The 18,470-nt window shown below is 70.5% G+C and carries 17 protein-coding genes; 15 read left to right on the top strand and 2 right to left on the bottom strand.

Going from position 1 to position 18,470, the window contains the following annotated elements; all coding sequences use genetic code 11:
• The first annotated feature begins 25 nt into the window (after window positions 1-25).
• A complete protein-coding gene (dnaE, locus tag H6A07_RS05545) occupies window positions 26-3,856 on the top strand; it encodes a DNA polymerase III subunit alpha (protein ID WP_204813944.1) in 3,831 nt (1,276 codons plus the stop codon).
• A 227-nt stretch (window positions 3,857-4,083) separates the two neighbouring features.
• Here dnaE and H6A07_RS10320 read toward each other — a convergent pair whose 3' ends face one another.
• Both H6A07_RS10320 and H6A07_RS05540 read right to left on the bottom strand, forming a co-directional pair.
• Entirely contained in the window at window positions 4,084-4,209 is a 126-nt protein-coding gene (locus H6A07_RS10320) for a hypothetical protein (protein WP_275100610.1), read from the bottom strand.
• The gene (locus H6A07_RS05540) at window positions 4,199-4,489 is read right to left on the bottom strand and encodes a nucleotidyltransferase domain-containing protein (RefSeq protein ID WP_204813943.1); all 291 of its coding nucleotides are present in this window, start codon (window positions 4,487-4,489) and stop codon (window positions 4,199-4,201) included. Before H6A07_RS05540 ends, H6A07_RS10320 begins: the two co-directional genes overlap by 11 nt.
• A 181-nt stretch (window positions 4,490-4,670) precedes the next feature.
• On the opposite strand from H6A07_RS05540, the gene H6A07_RS05535 reads away from it, so the two are divergent.
• The 14 genes from H6A07_RS05535 to H6A07_RS05470 all read left to right on the top strand — a co-directional run bounded on the left by H6A07_RS05535 (window position 4,671) and on the right by H6A07_RS05470 (window position 18,323).
• Window positions 4,671-5,342 carry a DUF3800 domain-containing protein gene (locus H6A07_RS05535; RefSeq protein WP_204813942.1) on the top strand — a complete coding sequence of 224 codons (672 nt, stop codon included), beginning with the start codon at window positions 4,671-4,673 and terminating at the stop codon, window positions 5,340-5,342.
• A gap of 109 nt (window positions 5,343-5,451) precedes the next feature.
• A complete protein-coding gene (locus H6A07_RS05530) occupies window positions 5,452-5,838 on the top strand; it encodes a desulfoferrodoxin family protein (protein ID WP_204813941.1) in 387 nt (128 codons plus the stop codon).
• Between the two features lie 99 nt (window positions 5,839-5,937).
• Window positions 5,938-7,770, top strand: coding sequence for a nitrilase-related carbon-nitrogen hydrolase (locus H6A07_RS05525; RefSeq protein WP_204813940.1), 1,833 nt, complete (start codon window positions 5,938-5,940; stop codon window positions 7,768-7,770).
• A 57-nt stretch (window positions 7,771-7,827) separates the two neighbouring features.
• Window positions 7,828-8,334, top strand: a complete 507-nt coding sequence (ruvC, locus tag H6A07_RS05520; RefSeq protein ID WP_204813939.1) for a crossover junction endodeoxyribonuclease RuvC — start codon at window positions 7,828-7,830, stop codon at window positions 8,332-8,334.
• Window positions 8,331-8,963 carry a Holliday junction branch migration protein RuvA gene (gene ruvA / locus H6A07_RS05515; RefSeq protein ID WP_204813938.1) on the top strand — a complete coding sequence of 211 codons (633 nt, stop codon included), beginning with the start codon at window positions 8,331-8,333 and terminating at the stop codon, window positions 8,961-8,963. The genes ruvC and ruvA overlap by 4 nt, the downstream gene beginning before the upstream one ends.
• Window positions 8,963-10,024, top strand: coding sequence for a Holliday junction branch migration DNA helicase RuvB (gene ruvB / locus H6A07_RS05510; RefSeq protein ID WP_204813937.1), 1,062 nt, complete (start codon window positions 8,963-8,965; stop codon window positions 10,022-10,024). The genes ruvA and ruvB overlap by 1 nt, the downstream gene beginning before the upstream one ends.
• 90 nt (window positions 10,025-10,114) lie before the next feature.
• On the top strand, window positions 10,115-10,489 hold the full coding sequence (crcB, locus tag H6A07_RS05505) for a fluoride efflux transporter CrcB (protein WP_204813936.1): 375 nt from the start codon (window positions 10,115-10,117) through the stop codon (window positions 10,487-10,489).
• A 116-nt stretch (window positions 10,490-10,605) separates the two neighbouring features.
• The gene (locus H6A07_RS05500; protein WP_204813935.1) at window positions 10,606-11,064 is read left to right on the top strand and encodes a PTS sugar transporter subunit IIA; all 459 of its coding nucleotides are present in this window, start codon (window positions 10,606-10,608) and stop codon (window positions 11,062-11,064) included.
• A gap of 72 nt (window positions 11,065-11,136) precedes the next feature.
• On the top strand, window positions 11,137-11,718 hold the full coding sequence (locus H6A07_RS05495; protein WP_204813934.1) for a DJ-1 family glyoxalase III: 582 nt from the start codon (window positions 11,137-11,139) through the stop codon (window positions 11,716-11,718).
• 392 nt (window positions 11,719-12,110) lie between these two features.
• Window positions 12,111-13,187 carry an N-acetyl-gamma-glutamyl-phosphate reductase gene (argC, locus tag H6A07_RS05490; RefSeq protein WP_204813933.1) on the top strand — a complete coding sequence of 359 codons (1,077 nt, stop codon included), beginning with the start codon at window positions 12,111-12,113 and terminating at the stop codon, window positions 13,185-13,187.
• Between the two features lie 28 nt (window positions 13,188-13,215).
• The gene (gene argJ / locus H6A07_RS05485) at window positions 13,216-14,502 is read left to right on the top strand and encodes a bifunctional glutamate N-acetyltransferase/amino-acid acetyltransferase ArgJ (protein ID WP_204813932.1); all 1,287 of its coding nucleotides are present in this window, start codon (window positions 13,216-13,218) and stop codon (window positions 14,500-14,502) included.
• Between the two features lie 147 nt (window positions 14,503-14,649).
• Window positions 14,650-15,525: an acetylglutamate kinase gene (argB, locus tag H6A07_RS05480; RefSeq protein ID WP_204813931.1), complete on the top strand. Its 876-nt coding sequence runs from the start codon at window positions 14,650-14,652 to the stop codon at window positions 15,523-15,525.
• 48 nt (window positions 15,526-15,573) lie between these two features.
• Window positions 15,574-16,836: an acetylornithine/succinylornithine family transaminase gene (locus H6A07_RS05475; RefSeq protein ID WP_239471099.1), complete on the top strand. Its 1,263-nt coding sequence runs from the start codon at window positions 15,574-15,576 to the stop codon at window positions 16,834-16,836.
• A gap of 368 nt (window positions 16,837-17,204) precedes the next feature.
• Window positions 17,205-18,323 carry a hypothetical protein gene (locus H6A07_RS05470; protein WP_204813930.1) on the top strand — a complete coding sequence of 373 codons (1,119 nt, stop codon included), beginning with the start codon at window positions 17,205-17,207 and terminating at the stop codon, window positions 18,321-18,323.
• The last annotated feature ends 147 nt before the right edge of the window (window positions 18,324-18,470 follow it).

Raw genomic sequence — 18,470 nt, 5'->3', positions numbered from 1 at the left:
ACCAGACTGACGGGAGCTTCGCCCCATGGCATTCGTCCATCTGCACAACCACTCGGACTTCTCGATCCTCGACGCGGCCACCCGCGTCTCGGACATGGTCAAGCGCGCCGTCGACCTCGGCATGCCGGCGCTCGCCCTCACCGACCACGGCTACATGTTCGGCATCCCGGACTTTGACATGGAGTGCCGCAAGTACAACGACGCCCAGAAGGACATGGGCCAGTGGCGCCACGACGTCGAGTGCTTCCAGAAGGGCTGGGAGCTCGAGGAGCCCGCGCCCGACGCCGCAGACGCCGCCCCGCACGACCGCGTCCACGCGCAGTGGGCCTCCGACGTCGAGGTCTGGAACCGCACCCACGACCTGGACGCCGTGCGCGCCAACCGCCCCTCCCTGCTCATCAAGCCGATCTTTGGCTGCGAGGCCTACTTCATCACGGACGACTGCATCGAGAAGGGCACCCGGCAGCACCGCTACCACCTGATCCTTCTCGCCAAGAACGAGACCGGCTACGTCAACCTCATGAAGATGATGAGCGAGGCGGCCTCCGGCGAGATGTTCTACTACTACCCGCGCACCACGCTCGACATGCTGCGCCGCTACCACGAGGGCATCATCTGCACGTCGGCGTGCGTCTCGGGCATCATCCCGCGCATGTACTTCGAGGGCCGCCCGGACGAGGCGCGCCGCTGGGCCCTCACCTATAAGGAGATCTTTGGCGAGGACTTCTACCTCGAGGTGCAGGACCACGGCCTCGCGGACCCCAACTGGGGCGGCTTCACCGACCGCACGCTCTCCGAGCAGATCGTGCGCCTGGGCGCCGAGCTCGGCATCAAGGTCATCGCCACCAACGACAACCACTACCTCACGCGCGAGGACGCGCCCACCCAGGACGTCCTCTCCTGCATCGGCACCGCCTCGCGCCTGGACGACGAGAACCGCAAGCGCATGACCGGCACCGAGTTCTACATCAAGAGCGAGGAGGAGATGCGCGAGCTCTTCTCGTGGGCGCCCGAGGTCATAGACAACACGCTCGAGGTCGCGGCCAAGTGCTCCTACGAGCTCGACTGGTCGCACATGTACCTGCCCAAGTTCCCGGACCTCGAGCCCGGCGAGACCTCGGAGGAGCGCTTCCGCAAGGAGTGCGAGGAAGGCCTGGCGCGCCGCTACGGCCCCGACTGGCGCACGCTCACCGTGGGCGGCGAGAACGTGCGCGAGCGCTTCGAGTACGAGTACAAGGTCATCTGCGAGAAGGGCTTCGCGGACTACTTCCTGATCGTGCAGGAGTACGTGCGCTGGGCCAAGCGCAACGGCATCGGCGTGGGGCCCGGCCGAGGCTCGGCCGCCGGCGCCATCGTGGCCTACGCGATGGACATCACGACCTTCGACCCGCTCGACAACGGCCTCATGTTCGAGCGCTTCCTCTCCCCGCAGCGCTCCGAGATGCCCGATATCGACATGGACTTCGACGACGAGCGTCGCCTCGAGGTCGTGGAGCACGTCCGTCAGCTCTACGGCCCCGAGCGCGTCTGCCACGTCATCACCTACTCCACGATCAAGGCCAAGCAGGCCATCAACGACGCCGCGCGCGTGCTGGGCTTTCCCGTCTGGCAGGGCCAGAAGCTCTCCAAGATGCTCACCAACGACCCCAAGCTCACGCTCGCGAACGCCCTGCACAAGTCCGAGAAGCACCCCGACCAGTACTCGCCCGACTTCGAGGCGGCCTACAACGACGACGCGGACATGCGCCGCATCATCGACGCCGCGCTCTCGATCGAGGGCCTGCACCGCGGCGAGGGCGTCCACGCCTGCGCGGTGCTCATCACCCCCACGCCGGTGAACGACCACGTGCCCACCAAGGTTGACACCAAGGGCGGCGTGGAGATCACCCAGTACGAGGGCCACTCGGTCGCGGATATGGGCCTGCTCAAGATGGACTTCCTGGGCCTGCGCACCCTCACGGTCATCTCCAAGGCGCTCGCCAACATCAAGGCCAACCACGGCATCGACATCAACGTCGACGAGATCCCCTTCGACGACCCGGAGATCTACAAGCTCATGCGCGAGGGCCGCACGGCGGGCGTCTTCCAGATCGAGTCCGCCGGCATGACCTCCACGATCAAGAACATGCGGCCCACCGAGTACAAGCAGGTCGTGGCCCTTATCGCCCTCTACCGCCCGGGCCCGCTCGGCGCCGGCATGGTCACGAGCTACATCAACCGCATGAACGGCCGCGAGGAGGCCGTCTCCTACGACCCGCGCCTGGACGACATCCTGGGCGAGACCTACGGCACGATGGTCTACCAGGAGCAGGTCATGAAGATCTCGATGAAGATGTCGGGATTTTCGGCCGGCGAGTCGGACAGCCGCATCAGAAAGCCGGTGGCCAAGAAGAAGATCAAGCTCCTCACCTCGACGGTCTTCCACTGGGACGACGGCAAGGACGAGACCACCTACGACCACTGGATGAACGGCGCCGTCACCAACGGCTACAAGAAGGAGATCGCCCAGCGCATCTGGGACGACGTCCTGGAGTTCGCGTCCTACGCCTTCAACAAGTCCCACTCCGCGGGCTACGCCATCCTGGTCATGCAGACGGCCTGGCTCAAGGCCCACTACCCCAAGGAGTACATGGCCTCGGTCCTGACCTCCTACATGGGCAAGACCGACAAGATCGTCCACTACGTCACGGCCTACCGCCACGAGGGCGTAGCCATCCTGCCGCCCGACATCAACGAGTCCGGCCGCGACTTCACGGCCGTCCCGGAGGGCGTGCGCTTCGGCTTCGCCGGCATCCGCGGCGTGGGCGAGGGCGTGGGCGAGGCCATCATGGAGGAGCGCGAGAAAAACGGCCCCTTCAAGAGCCTCCACGACTTCGTCGACCGCATGGACACGAGCCAGGCCAACCGCCGCGTGGTCGAGGCGCTGATCTGCTCGGGCGCGTTCGACTCCACGGGCTACACCCGCATGCAGCTCATGCGCTTCGTGGACAAGACCAACCCCGAGAACATCATCGACGCGGCCACGCGCCGCCAGAAGGTCCGCGCGAGCGGGCAGATCTCGCTCTTCGACCTCTTCGGCGACGTGGAGGGCTCCGGCTTCGAGGAACAGGTCCCCGAGCCCGACGGCGTGGAGTGGGACCGCTCGGTCAAGCTCGCCAAGGAGCACGAGGTGCTCGGCCTCTACGTCTCCGACCACCCGCTGCGCCCCTACGAGTACGCGCTCGCCAAGAACCGCGACTACACGATCGCCGACATCGAGGTCGCCGAGGAGCACACCGACGCGTCGGGCGCCGTGCACGAGCGCTTCAAGGTGCCCGAGGGCAAGGTCATCCGCCTCGCCGGCATGATCTCGGCCGTGCAGAAGAAGACCACCAAGAACGGCGACTCCATGGCCATCGTCACGCTCGAGGACATGGAGGGCGAGGTCACGCTCGTCGTCTTCCCCAAGCTCTACAAGAAGTGCGCCGCCACGCTCGCCGGCCAGGTGGACGAGGAGACCGGCGAGAGCGCTGGCGACGTCTTCGTGAAGGTGGAGGGCAAGCTCGAGCGCTCAGACCGCGGCAACCAGATCATCTGCATGTCGGTGGAGCCGCTCGTGCTGGACGAGAAGAGCAACCGCCCCAAGGTCCTCGAGGTGAACATCCCGGCGGCGCTGCTCACGCGCCCCTATATGGACAGCCTCGGCGAGGTGCTCGGGCGCTACCCCGGCCTCGATCACGTGGAGCTGCGCGTGGAGGCGACCTCCGGCGACGTCATGCGCATGGAGCTGCCCTGCCGAATCGACGCGCGCAACATGGTCCTTCTCGCCGAGATGACCGACCTCGTGGGCCGTCAGGGCAAGGTCCTCGTGGCGTAGGGCGGCGGCGTCCGCCCGCGCGCGTCAAAAAGTCCCGACTTGGCACGGAGCCGGAGCCGCGCATGCATAAAGGAGCCGACTTGGTACGAAATCGCCTGCCAAATCGGCCCTTTTTGCAGGTGGGCGAGAAGAACCGCAGGTCGCGCCTCTCAGCACCGCCATGCGGCGTGCCAAGTCGGCTCCTTTGTGCGATCCGGCCCACCGATTCGTGCCAAGTCGACAGTTTCTTACAGGCCGCGCTCCGGGGTGACCTTGCTGCGCAACTTGCCCACGTTAGCCCAGGGATAGGTGCGGACGACCTCCTGGATGATGAAGGCCTTGGCGTTCTCGGGCACCTCGCGCTCAGGCCTCATAGAGCACCACGCCCTCGGAGGCCACGGCGGGGCGGACGAACGGGTAGAGGCTCCTCTCGCCAAAGATGACGTCGACGGGACAGCCGAGCGCCTCCTCGAGCTCCCGGTAGATGGCACCGCGCGCAAAGCCGAGCGGGCGCGACGCCTCCACGACGAGGTCGACGTCCGAGCCCTCCCGAGCCTTGCCTCGGGCATAGCTTCCGAACAGCGTGACCTTGTCGAGGCCATGCTCGGCCGCGATTCTTCTTACGGCGCGCTGTATGTTTCCCAGGTTGGGCACGCTTCCTCCTCGGGGCAAGTATACCCATTGCCGTCAGGGCAAGGTCCTCGTGACGCAGGGCGAGTCCGCGAGCGCGCATAGCGCCGCGCCGCCTGTGGTATAAGAGAAGTGGGCCCCTCGGGGTCTTCCAAGCGCCGGGGGCGTTTCCCCCGGCATTTTTTGTATGGAGAGGGGACGAGAGATGCGCGAGGTGAGCATCTTCGTGGACGAGTCCGGTGCCGACGGGCTCGACTCCGACTACTATCTGCTCACGCTGGTGTTTCATGAGCAGGACGCCCCCTTGTCGAATAGCGTCTCCCATTATGAGCGGGGCCTCTCTGCCCGTGGTCTTCCCGACGTGCCGTTCCACGCGTCACCTTTGATAAACGGACATGACGGATATGCTCGCATGGACGTGGACGACCGGGCGCGTCTCCTCGCTGCGTTTCGCGTGCTGTTTCGATATCTCCCCATCCGCTACAAGACCTTCTCGTATCGCAAGCGCGAGTTCGCGAGCGCGGCGCGCCTGTCGGAGCGGATGCGCCGCGACGTGGTCAACTTCCTCTTTGACAACCTCGACTACCTGCAGCGATTCGATCGGGTGAAGGTCTACTACGACGGCGGCCAGCACGCGGTGACCCAGGCGCTCCATGACGCGCTGGAGTACGCGCTCGCGCGAGAGGCCGTGGTGTTCCGCTCGGCGACGCCGTCGGAGTATCGGCTCTCCCAGGCCGCCGACTACGCCTGCGCGGTCGAGCTGACGGCCCTCAAGTACCAGGCGCACGAGGAGACGGCGACCGACCGTCGCTTCTTTGGCTCGTGGGGGACGTTCAGGAGAAACGTCCTCAAGACCGTGCGAAAGAAGGCGTTGTAGCGGGGGGCGGGCCACTCCGCCCGTCCTTCTCGGCTTAGCGGCGCGCACGGGCGGGTACGAGAAGGGCAGCGGGCGCATCGGGCGCCCGACACGTGAGAGAGGACCCGCCATGGCCGAGGTCAAGTTCTACCGCTGCGCCCACTGCGGCAACATCGTGGCCGTCGTGAAGGACGGGGGCGTCACCCCCAGCTGCTGCGGCGAGCCGATGGAGCTGCTCGTGGCCGGCTCCGTCGACGCCGCCGCCGAGAAGCACGTGCCCGTCGTCACGCGCGACGGCAACCACATCGTCGTCTCCGTGGGCGCGGTGGCCCACCCCATGACCGAGGAGCACTCCATCGAGTGGGTCGCCCTCGCCACGGACGGCAAGCTCTGCCTCAAGCACCTGGCGCCCGGCGACGCGCCGTCCGTCAAGTTCGGCGCCTGCGACTCCGCGGGCGGCACGGTCTACGCCTACTGCAACCTGCACGGGCTCTGGAAGGCGGAGGTCGGCGCGTAGCGCGCGGCGCGCAATCGGTCCGACGGGCCCCGGCGACGGGGCCCTTCTCGTGTGGCGCGGCTGTGCCACAATGGGGTGAGAGGGACGAGAGGGGAGCACATGAGAATCGCGATCGCGCAGATGGAGACGAGGGCGGGCGACTTCGCCGAGACGGCGCGCCGGATGGTGGAGCGCTCGCGACGCGCGGCGGACGAGGGCGTCGACCTGCTGGTCTTTCCGATGGCGGCGCTCTGCGGCGTCACGTCCGTCCAGCGCGCGGATCGCGAGGGGTTCCTGCTCGACCTCATGGAGTGCTTGCTGCACCTGGTCGACGAACTGGCGTGCCCGTGCCTGGTGCCCATGCTCGTGGACACCGACCCCGAGCCGCAGCCCGAGGCGCTGCTGATCGACGAGGGGGAGCTCCGCCCCGTGCGCCTCGCGGCGCGCATGGACGCCCTGGCCGCCGGCGACGAGGGCGAGGAGCCGCTCGACGCCCTGCCGGAGGTCGCCTTCCGGGGCGCGCGGCTCGGCGTCGCCTTCACCTACGACGACCTCGACGTCTACGACGACTACGACTACGACGTCGACGTGATCGTGTTCCTCTCCGGCTACGGGTACGCCGTCGACGATCCGTCGAGCGCGCTCGGCTCCTCGCTCACCGAGGGACGCTTTCCCGCCGACGCGGAGGCGACCGGCGCCTGGATCGTGGGCGTGGGCTCGCTCGGCTGCTACGACACGCAGGTCTTCTGCGGGTCGAGCTTCGTGCTCGCGCCCTGGGGGGAGCTCGCCGCGAGCTCGCCCTCCTTCGAGGAGGACCTGCTCGTCTGCGACCTCGACCCCTCGGCAGAGGGCCCGCTGGTCGACCCCGTGACGCCCGAGGTCTACGACGCGCCGCTCATGACGTGGGGCGCGCTCGGCATGGGGCTCGCGGCGCTCGTGCGCGAGGCGGGCTCGATCGGCGCCTGCGTCGCCGTGACCGACGACCTCGCGAGCATGCTTTCCGCCGTGCTCGCCGTGGACGCGCTCGGGCCCACCAACGTGAGCGCCGTCGTGGCGGCGGACGGGCGGGGCTCCGACGCGCTCGCCCTCGTGCGCGCCCTGCGCCTTGCCGAGAAGGACGTGGAGCTCGTCGACCTCTCGGGCGCCCCCGACGCGGCCTCCGCGCGCGACCTCGTCGAGCTCGCCCTCGCCGCGCTCGCGCGCCGCACCGGCCGGGTCCCGCTCGGCTCGCGCGACAAGACCGGCCGCGCCCTCGAGGCCCCCGTCGCCTCGGCGAGCGCCGCGCGCATCGAGCCGTTCGCCGACGTCTACCGCACCGACCTGCTCGCGCTCGCCCGGACGCGCAACACCATCTCCCCGGTCGTCCCGCAGGGGGCGCTCGCCCGCGTGCGTGCGCCGGAGCTGGGGCCGCTCGGGCCCGACGCCGCCGACCTCGCCTCCCCGGAGACCCTTCTCGGCTTTGTGGACCTCGTGCTGTCGGGCCACCTCGAGTGGGAGCTCTCGGTCTCCGACCTCGTGGCCGAGCGCGGCCACGCCGAGACCGTCTCCGCCATCGTCGGCCGCCTGCACGACCTCGCCGCGCTGCGCCCCGCTCGCGCGCTCGGTCCCACCCTCTCATCGCGGACGCTCGAGGAGGCGCGCTGGCCGGCGGGGCTCGCCTGGCGCGACCGCCCGCGCGACGAGGGCGAGCGGCTGGGCGCGCGCATCGAGGAGCTCGTCTCCGCCCCCGGCGCCGGCTCGGGGGAGCGCGAGGCGGGGCCCGACGACGAGGCGGCCCCCGCAACCGAGCCGCCGGAGGGGGAGATTCGCGACCTCATGGGCTACCTCCGCGACTTCTCCGCCGGCGGGCCCTTCTCGGCCTTCGAGGGTGGGCGCGGCCCGGAGGGCGGCCGTCACGAGGGCGGCACCCCGCCGGCGCCCGGCCTCTGGAACGGGCCCTTCTCCGAGAACTGACGCGCGCCCGCGTTTGTGCTAGCATAGAACGGACGTTCTGATTCTGGCAGGGGGAGCATGGTCATTCTCGGCATAGACCCGGGCCTGGCCCACACGGGCTGGGGCGTCGTGGAGACGCGGGGCACCGCGTGCCGCGCGCGGGCGTACGGCTGCGTGACCACCACGGCGCGCGAGCCCATCGACCTGCGGCTCGGTCGGATCTGCCGCACGCTGGCCGAGGTGATCGAGAAGTACGGCCCCACCGAGCTCGCCATAGAGAGCATCTACTTCGGCGAGAACACCAAGTCAGCCATCGCCACGGCGCAGGCGCGCGGCGCGGCGATCGTGGCGTGCTCGGCGGCCGGCCTCACGGTGGGGGAGTACACGCCCATGCAGATCAAGCAGGCGGTCGTCGGCACCGGGGCGGCGGACAAGCACCAGGTGGCGTACATGGTGAGGAGCGTCCTCGCGCTCGACCACGAGCCGCGCCCCGACCACGCGGCGGACGCCCTCGCCGCGGCGGTCTGCCACGCCAACGTCTCCCGCACCAAGAGCCTGGGCGAGGCAAGGAGGGTCCTCACGTGATTGTCCAGCTGACCGGTACGCTCGTGGAGGTGACGCCGTCCCGCGTCGTGCTCGACGTGGGCGGCGTCGGCTACGAGCTCGGCGTCTCGTCCACCACGGCCGCCGCGCTGCCGCACGCGGGCGAGGCGGGCGTCACCGTGCTGGCGCGCATGATCGTGCGCGAGGACGCGATGGAGCTCTACGGCTTTGCCACGCGCGAGGAGCGCGCCCTCTTCGACCAGCTGCGCGCCATCTCCGGCGTGGGCCCCAAGCTCGCGCTGTCGGTGCTCTCCACGTTCTCGCCGGCGGTACTCGCGCAGGTCGTGATCGCGCAGGACGCCGCGCGCATGGCGCAGGTGCCGGGCGTAGGCCGCAAGAAGGCGAGCCGCCTGCTCGTGGAGCTCTCCGACGTCTTCTCAAGAAACGCCGAGCTCCGGGGCCTCGTGGGGCTCAGCGAGCCGGACGCGGCGCTGCCGCTTTCCGCCGCGCCCGCCGCAGGCGTGGAGGCCGACGCCACCGAGGCCCTGCTCTCGATGGGCTTCACCTCGCAGGAGGCGGAGCTCGCGCTCGAGGGGCATGACGAGGCCGGCGCCGCCACCATCGAGCAGGTGCTCGCCTACGCGCTGCGCCGCCTGGGGAGTGGTCGCTGATGTGGGAGGCAAGCGAGAAGGACCTCTTCGCCACGCCCGCCCCGGCCGCCCGCGCGGCGGGGCCGCGCGACGTCACCGGCGAGCTCACGGCCGACGACCTGGACCAGGACCGCACGCTGCGCCCGCGCTCGCTCGACGAGTACATCGGGCAGGAGCGCGTCCGCGAGAACCTGCGCGTGCTCATCCAGGCCGCGCGCGACCGCGGGGAGTCGCTCGACCACGTGATCTTCTCGGGCCCGCCGGGCCTGGGCAAGACCACGCTCGCGGGCATCGTCGCCAACGAGATGGGCGCCAAGATGCACACCACCTCCGGCCCCGCGATCGAGCGCGCCGGGGACCTCGCCGCCATCCTCACCAACCTCGAGGCGGGCGACGTGCTCTTCGTGGACGAGATCCACCGTCTCAACCACCAGATCGAGGAGATCCTCTACCCGGCGATGGAGGACTTCTTCCTGGACATCGTCATCGGCAAGGGGCCGGCCGCGCGTTCCATCAGGATCGACGTGCCGCGCTTCACGCTCGTGGGCGCCACCACGCGCACGGGCCTTCTCACCGGGCCCCTGCGCGACCGCTTTGGCATCTCGTACCGTCTGGACTACTACACCCCCGCCGAGCTCGCCGTCATCGTGACCCGCTCGGCACGCATCCTCGGCGTGGGCATAGACGAGGAGGGCGCGGCCGAGATCGCCTCGCGCTCGCGCGGCACGCCGCGCCTGGCCAACCGCCTGCTCAAGCGCGTGCGCGACTACGCGCAGGTCAAGCGCGAGGGGACCATCACCGCCGAGGTCGCCGCCGAGGCGCTCGAGTTCTTCGAGATCGACGCCCTGGGCCTGGACACCATGGACGTGCGCATCCTCACGGCGCTCTGCTCCACCTTCCGGGGGCGCCCGGTGGGCCTCACCACGGTGGCGAGCGCGGTCTCCGAGGACCCCTCCACGCTGGAGGACGTCTACGAGCCGTACCTGCTGCAGCGCGGCCTCATCGTGCGCACGCCGCAGGGCCGCCAGGCCACGCTCGCGGCCTTCGACCACCTGGGGATCGAGCCGCCCCCGGCGCGCTAGGGGCGCCGGGCGGGCGCCCACTCGCCGGCAGGGACCGTGCCGCGTCGCCCGAGGGCCGGGGGGCGCGGGCTTCAGAGAAAGGGATGCGGGATGACGGAACTTCTCGCCGTGGCGCTCGGCGGGGCGGCGGGCAGCGCGGGACGCTGGGGCCTGGGGATCGCGCTCTCGGCGCTCCTGCCCGGCCTACCTGTGGGGACCTTCGTGGCCAACGTGCTCGCCGGGCTGGTGATCGGCCTCGTGAGCGGAGCGCACGCGCTGTCCCCGCTGTCCGAGCCCCTGCGCCTGCTGCTCACGGTCGGGCTCTGCGGCGGCCTCTCCACGTTCTCGACCTTCTCCAACGAGACCCTGCAGATGATCGAGGGTGGCCAGCTCCTCGGCGCGGCGGCCAACGTCGTGCTCAACGTGGGCGTCTGCCTGCTCGCCGTCTGGGCGGGCTGGCGCCTGGCCGGCCTGCTCGCCGCCTAGCGTCGCGCCCGGCGCTTCGGGCGCCCTTCTCGTCCCGCTCGCCGCGCGTCTGGGATATGATAAGGTGCGTGAAGTCGCCAGGCCCCGGGCCTGCCGTTCCGATGCGAAGGAGAACCATGAGCCAGTTCGTCAGCGAGAAGAGCGTTTTCGTCAACCAGAACCTGGAGTCGCGCGAGGCGCTGCTCCGTTTCGTCTCCGACAAGGCCGCCGAGTTCGGCGTCACCGACAATGCTGACGCCGTCTACGACGCCTTCATGGCCCGCGAGGCCATGGGCGAGACCGGCATGACCGACGGCTTTGCCGTGCCGCACGCCAAGTCCGACGACATCAAGGACGCCGCGGTGATCGTGGTCAAGAACGCCACCCCGCTCGAGTGGCCGAGCTTTGACGAGAAGCCCGTCGACGTGGCCATCGCCCTGCTCGTCCCCGGCGGCGAGGCCGGCACCACCCACATCAAGCTCCTCTCCAAGACCGCTGTCCTCCTCATGAAGGACGAGTTCAAGAACCTCGTCCACGGCACGGACGACCCGGCCGCCATCGCCGAGGCCATCAACGCCGGCATCGAGGAGGAGTAACCGTCCGCTCGCAACTGCGGCTTCGGGCCCCGTCGGCGCGCGCCGGCGGGGCCCTCGTCATAGGGAGGCATCATGTTCAAGCAGACCAGCGACGCGCGCGTGGCCGTCTTCGTGGCCCCGGGGCTGGAGGAGATCGAGGGCCTCACGGTGGTGGACCTGCTCTTCCGCGCCGGCGTCCCGTGCGACACCGTGGCCATCACGCCCGAGCGCGAGGTGACGTCCTCGCACGAGGTGACGATCGTGTGCGACCGCTCGATCGAGGAGCCGGGCTTCTCGTTCGACGACTACGACCTGCTCGTGCTGCCGGGCGGCATCCCCGGAACGCCCAACCTGCGCGCCTGCGAGCCGCTCTGCGCGGCGCTGCGTGAGTTCGCCGCCGCCGGCCGCCCACTGGCCGCGATTTGCGCCGCGCCGTCGATCCTGGCGGAGCTCGGCCTGCTCGAGGGCCGGCGCGCCACGTCCAACCCCGGCTTCCAGCACGTGCTGGCCGAGCACGGGGCAGAGCTCGTGGCCGACGCGCCGGTCGTCGTGGACGGCAACCTGATCACGAGCCAGGGCGCGGGCACGGCGATGGCCTTTGGCCTGGAGATCGTGCGCTACTTCCTCGGCGACGAGGCCGTGGAGCGCGTGGCCGCCGGCGTCGTCCTGCGCTAGGCCCGTCCGCCGTGCGTTCTTCTCGCCTGCGCCCAATGGTCCCGACCGGAACGCACCTCCATGAGCATGTCGCGCGTAAGTCAGGGTGTGCTGGCACTGCCAAGAATTCTGAGTTACGCGATGTCGCCGCTGTGAATGGGCCCGCGTAAGTCGGGAGTCTTGTCCAAATGGACAGATTATCCGAGTTACGTGATCCTCCAGGCTCCCGGTGGCGCGCGTAAGTCGGGATTTCTGGCAATGCCGACGTGCGCCTTGTGGGGCGAGAAGGGCCGGCGGGGCGAGAGGGACCTCGGGCGGCGACCCGCATGTGACAAGCAGGTGACGCCGCCTTGACGCGCGTCGCGGCGCGTGCCATTGTCGGCGTGTCAGACACGACGGGGGAGGTAGACACGATGGAGCGCGTTCGGGCATGCGTCGTGGGGGCGACGGGCTACGCCGGGGTCGAGGTGTGCCGCCTCGTGCTCGGCCACCCCGCGCTCGAGCTCACGATGGCCACGGACCGCAAGGAGGCGGGGACGCGCCTCGACGCCGTGTACCCGTCGCTCGCGGGCGCCTGCGACCTCGTGCTCTCGCTGCCGGAGCCGGACGCCATCGCGGCTGCCGCCGACGTGGCGTTTCTCGCCGTGCCGCACACCGCGAGCCTGGCGCTCACGCCGGAGCTGCTCGGGCGCGGCGTCACCGTGATCGACCTCTCCGCGGACTACCGCCTGCACGACCCCGCCACCTACGAGGCCTGGTACGCCACGCCGCACACGAGCCCGGAGCTGCTCTCCCAGACCGTCTACGGCCTGCCGGAGCTCTTCCGCGACGGCGTGGCCGCGCTCGCCGCCCGGCGCGCGGCCGGCACCCCCGTGCTCGTGGCCGTGCCGGGCTGCTACCCCACGGCGACGGCGCTCGCCGCCGCCCCCGCGCTCGCGGCGGGCCTCGTGACCGGCGACCTCGTGATCGTGGACGCCATCTCTGGCGTCTCCGGCGCCGGCCGCAGCTGCACCGCGCGCACCCACTTCTGCCACGTCAACGAGTCCGTGGAGGCCTACGGCGTGGCCAGGCACCGCCACACGCCGGAGATCGAGCAGACGCTCTCCGAGGTGGCGGGCCGCGAGATGTCCGTCGTCTTCACGCCGCACCTCGCGCCGCTCACGCGGGGACTCCTCTCCACGGTCTACCTCGAGGCGGCGCCGGGCGTGACCGCCGAGGACGTCCAGGCCGCCTACGAGCGCTTCTTTGCGGACGAGCCTCTGGTCACGACGCTGCCCGCCGGTCAGATGCCCGCGACGGCCTCCGTCGTCGCCACCGCGCGCGCCCAGGTGGGCGTGGCGCTCGATGCCCGACGACGACGTACGATCGTCGCGTCCTGCGCGATCGACAACCTCGGGAAGGGAGCGGCCGCCCAGGCCGTCCAGTGCGCCAACGTCGTGCTGGGCCTCCCCGAGACTGCGGGGCTTCTCGCCCCGGCGCCCCTCATCTGACCCCGCCGTCACAACGGAGAAGAACCTCATGACCAACATATCCCCGCTCGCCGTCCCCGTGGCGCCCGATACGCCCGAGGCCTGCGGCTTCGTCCCCTGCGAGGGCGGCATCTGCGCCGCCGCCGGCGTGCGCGCGGCCGGCGTCTCGGCCGGCTTCCGCAGAAACCCCAACCGGCTCGACCTCGCGCTCGTCGCGGCCGACGAGCCCTGCGTGACCGCCGCGACCTTCACCACCAACCGCTTCTGCGCCGCGCCCGTCACCGTGAGCCGCGCCCACGCGGCCAACGCCCGCGCCCGCGCCGTCGTGCTCAACTCCGGCAACGCCAACGCCGCGACCGGGGGTCCCGGCCTCGCCTGCGCCGAGCGCGCCTGCGAGCGCGTGGCCGCCGAGCTCGGCTGCGACGCCGAGGACGTGCTCGTGTGCTCCACGGGCGTGATCGGCGTGCCGCTGCCGTGGGAGCCCTACGAGACGGGCGTGCCCGCCGTGGCCGCCGCGCTCGCGCCCACGGCGGCCGGCGCGCACGACGCCGCCTGCGCCGTCATGACCACGGACACCGTCGCCAAGGAGGTCGCGCTCGCGGGCGCGGTCCCGCAGGTCGCCGACGGCCCCGTGACCGTCCACGTGGGCGGCTTCGTCAAGGGCTCGGGCATGATCCAGCCCAACATGGCCACGATGCTCGCCGTGCTCGCCACCGACGCCCCGCTCACGGCCGAGGCCGCCCGCGCGGCCCTCGCCGCTGCGGTGGGGGAGAGCTTCAACAAGGTGACCGTGGACTCGGACACCTCCACCAACGACACCTGCATCCTGCTCGCCACGGGCGCCGCCGGGGGCGAGAAGATCGACCCCGCGCACCCCGCCTACCCGGTCGTGGCGGCCGCCGTGCGCGCCGCGTGCGTGGACCTGGCCCGCAAGATCGCCGCCGACGGCGAGGGCGCCTCCAAGCTCGTCACCGTCACGGTCACCGGCGCCGCCACGGACGCCGACGCGGACGCCGTGGCCCGCTCGATCGCCAACTCGCCGCTCGTGAAGACGGCCATCTTCGGCCACGACGCCAACTGGGGGCGCGTGGCGATGGCGGCCGGCAAGTGCGGCGTCGCCTTCGACCAGAGCCACGTGGACATCGACTTCCTCGGCGTGCCGGTCTGCCGCGCCGGCCTCACGGTGCCGATGGACGAGGACGACATGCTCCGCCGCTTCGAGGCGCCGGAGGTCACGATCACCGTCGACCTGGGCATGGGGGAGGCGTCCACCCGCGTGTGGACCTGCGACCTCACCCACGACTACGTCACGATCAACGGCGACTACCGGACGTAGCCGTCCACCGTCGGCCCGGGGCGGGGAAGCCCCGGCGCTCGAACAGCTTGGCCAAGAGCGGACCAAGAACTCGCGGCGGGACTTCCCCGTCCCGGGCCGACGGCTGCGACCCCACGTTCTTCTCGCCAGCAAATCAAAGGAGCAACCATGAAGCAGCGTGACCGGCAGCAGCGCGACGCCGCGGCCCTGAAGGTCGACGTGCTGAACGAGGCCCTGCCGTGGATCCACCGGATGGCGGGCAAGACCTTCGTCATCAAGTACGGCGGCTCGGCGATGGAGGACCCCGCGCTCTGCCGCCAGGTGGTGGCCGACATCGAGATGCTCAAGCTGCTCGGCATCCGCATCGTGCTCGTCCACGGCGGCGGCAAGGCCATCAGCGCGCACGTCAAGGCGCTGGGCCTGCCCGTGCAGTTCAAGGGCGGTCTGCGCGTGACCGACGACGCCACGATGGAGGCCGTGCGCGAGGTGCTCGTGGGCAAGGTCAACCAGGACCTGGTCTGGGCCCTCAACGAGTACGGCCACAACGCGGTGGGCATCTCGGGCGCGGACGGCAAGACCCTCAAGGCCGAGCCCATCGACCCCGAGCTCGGGCGCGTGGGCCGCATCCGCGAGGTGGACCCGAGCCTCATCGAGACCATCCTCGAAGACGGCTACATCCCCGTGGTGGCCACGGTGGGCTGTGCGCCGGACGGCTTCTTCAACATCAACGCCGACGTGGCGGCCGGCAAGATCGCCGAGGCGCTCGCGGCCGACAAGCTCATCTACCTCACCGACGTGGACGGCCTGCTCGCGGACGTGAGCGACGAGGACTCCCTCATCCAGACGCTCACGCGCGCCGAGACCCACGAGCTGCTGGAGTCCGGCACGCTCGACGGCGGCATGCTGCCCAAGATCCGCTCGATCGCGGAGGCCCTCGACGGGGGCGTCTCCGAGGTCGTCATCCTGAACGGCACCTTCCCGCACTCGTTGCTTCTTGAGATCTTCACGGACGCCGGCTGCGGTACCATGTTCACCAGAGACTAGCCGCCGCGCGCCCGCGCGGCGCGCCGCCAGGCGAAGGGAGACGCACCCATGTCCGCAGACGAGAAGAACGACCAGCTTTCCGCCGTCGCTCCCGAGGAACGGGACCTCGACGACGCCTTTGTGATGCACACCTACGGCCGCCTGCCCGTGGAGTTCGTGAGCGGGCACGGCGCCGTGCTCGTGGACGCTGCGGGCCGCGAGTACCTGGACCTGCTCGGCGGCATCGGCTGCGCGAGCCTGGGCTACGCCCACCCGGCCGTGGTCGAGGCCCTGCGCGAGCAGGCGGGCCGCGTCTGGCAGACGGGCAACTACTTCTACGCCGAGAGCCGCGGCGAGCTGGCGGCGGCGCTCTCGTCGCTGCTCTCCACCACGACCGACGAGGGCGGCCACGAGATGGGCTCCACCGGCACGCGCTGGAAGACCTTCTTCGCCAACTCCGGCGCGGAGGCCAACGAGGGCGCCATCAAGCTGGCGCGCCGCTGGGGCGAGACGCACCTCGACGGCGCGAGCACCATCGTGACCGCCCGCAAGAGCTTCCACGGCCGCACGCTGGCCACGCTCGCGGCGACCGGCCAGGACAAGTTCCACCGCAGCTTCCGGCCGCTGCCCGAGGGCTTCGTCTCGGTGCCGCTGAACGACATCTACACCCTGCGCGAGCGCGTGGAGCGCGGCGGGATCTGCGCCGTCATGCTCGAGTGCGTGCAGGGCGAGGGCGGCGTGTGGAACGCCAACTACGACTACCTGCGCGACGTGCGCGAGCTCTGCAACGAGAAGGGCCTCCTGCTGATCTGCGACGAGGTCCAGACCGGCTTCTACCGCTGCGGCTCGCCCTTCTGCTTCCAGCGCTCCGAGATCGAGCCCGACGTGGTGGCCATGGCCAAGGGCATCGCGGCCGGCTTCCCGATGGGCGCGGTCGCCGCACGTGCCGAGGTGGCCGACCTCATGCAGCCCGGCGACCACGGCTCCACCTTCGGCGGCAACCCGCTCGCCTGCGCGGTGGGACTCGCCTGCGTCCGGACGCTCGTCGACGGGGAGACGGGCGAGCACGTGCTCTCCGTCGGGCGCCACCTGCGCCACCGCCTCACCGCGATGGAGCACGTGGAGGAGGTGCGCGGCCACGGCCTCATGCGCGGCGCCCAGCTCGACGTGCCGATCGCGGCGCAGGTCGTGGAGGAGGGCCTGGCCGAGGGCCTCGTCCTCAACCACATCGGCGACTCCGTCCTGCGCTTCCTGCCGCCGCTCGTGATCACGCGCGAGCAGGTTGACGAGGCCTGCGACCGCCTCGAGGCCCTCATCGCCCGCCTGGCGTAGGGCCGCGCGGGGAGGTTCTTCTCGCCCCCATATGTGTGGAAAATCCCGACTTGCGCGCGCCCGGTGCGTCGCGCAGGTCGGGATTGTTGTCCGTATGGTCACGTTTCCCGATTTACGTGTGCTGACGACCACCGGCCCGATCGCGCAACTCGGGAATTGTGGCCGCGAGAGCCGCGCCTGTGGACGCCGTGTGGATTCGACGCCTCCCGTCTGCGGGCGTCCCGTGCCGTGGCCTTCTCTGTCGCCGCTATCCGCCGCAGGTCAGCGAGGTGCCGTCAGCCTGATGGACGCTGGCGGCAAGCTGACGGAGAGGCATGTGAGAGATTGGTGCACGCGGTCTCGGCCATGCTCTTCCACGAGGAGGGGCCATGGACGAGAAGAGACTGTGCCTGGCGCACGACGACTCCCTGAGGATGCTTCGCTACGCCCGACGTCGCGACGATCTGATGCTTGCGCCGGCGTCGGCGCAGGTGCTGCGAGGCTGCGACGGGGCGGTCGATCCCGCCGCGCTCGGGGCCGCGCTGCCCGGAGAGCTCTTCTCGCCCAGCCCACAGCGCCTCGTTCACCTGCGCTTTGACGATGACGCCGCCCGGAGCAGATGCTCGCGCGTGCACGCCTCCCCGGGACTGCTGCGGCTGCCGGACGACGCCTATCTCGAGGTGCTCACCGCCGCCGGCGACCCGCTCTGTGTCTGCGGGGGCACGGTCACGCACGTGCTGGTGGAGGCGGGACCGCTCTCCCTGCTGAGCGCGGCGGTGACGCTCGGCCGAGCGGTGGGGCGGGGCCAGCTGTCACGTGATGCGGCGCTCGTGCGTCTCACGGGATTTGCGATGGAGCTCTGCGGCCGCTATGCGCGCGACCCCAGCGCGCCGCTCGTGGGCGACGTCGCCCACGACATCGAGCCGGTCTCGTCCGTCCAGGAGCTCAGGGCGTTTCTCGACGAGCCGACGGGTCTGCACGGCGTCGAGCTCGCGCGCATGGCGGCGTCGTATGCCAACGACGGCTCGGGCTCGACGATGGAGACCTGCTGGTACGGCGTGTTCTGCCTGCCTCCCCGCCTCGGGGGCGCCCATCTGGCGCGTCCCCTCCAGAACGTCCCGCTCGACTGGCCCGACGGGGTCGCCGGTCTGGTCAGCCACGGGCGCATGCGTCCCGACTTCCACTGGCCACAGTACGAGACCGCCTGCGAGCACCAGGGCGGCGACCACACGAGCGAACGGGCGCTCGAGGAGGACAGCCGCCGGGCGCGGGACTACGAGCTCTGCCACATCCACTATCTGCCCCTCACCAAGCGGGACGCGGGGGACGTCGACGCGGTCACGGTACTTCTCGCCCAGCTGCTCTCCATCATCGCGCCCTACGAGGCGCCGGCTTTCGGGCGACGGGCCCGGCGGGTGCTGGGCGATCCTAACATTCGCGCGGCGCGCACGGTCCTTCTCGCCCAGCTTCTGCCGCCGCGTCTGAGATGGGGAGATGCTGATGCGTAACTCGGGATTCTTGGGCGCGACCAGAAATCCCGACTTGCGCGCGCCCGGCGCGTCGCGCAAGTCGGGATTGTTGTCCGTATGGTCACGTTTCCCGATTTACGTGTGCTGACGACCACCGGCCCGATCGCGCAACTCGGGAATTGTGGC

The sequence above is a fragment of the Olsenella uli genome (assembly GCF_016899935.1).
In the GTDB taxonomy this organism is placed as follows: domain Bacteria; phylum Actinomycetota; class Coriobacteriia; order Coriobacteriales; family Atopobiaceae; genus Thermophilibacter; species Thermophilibacter uli_B.
This window is presented reverse-complemented; position numbering and strand designations above follow the sequence as displayed.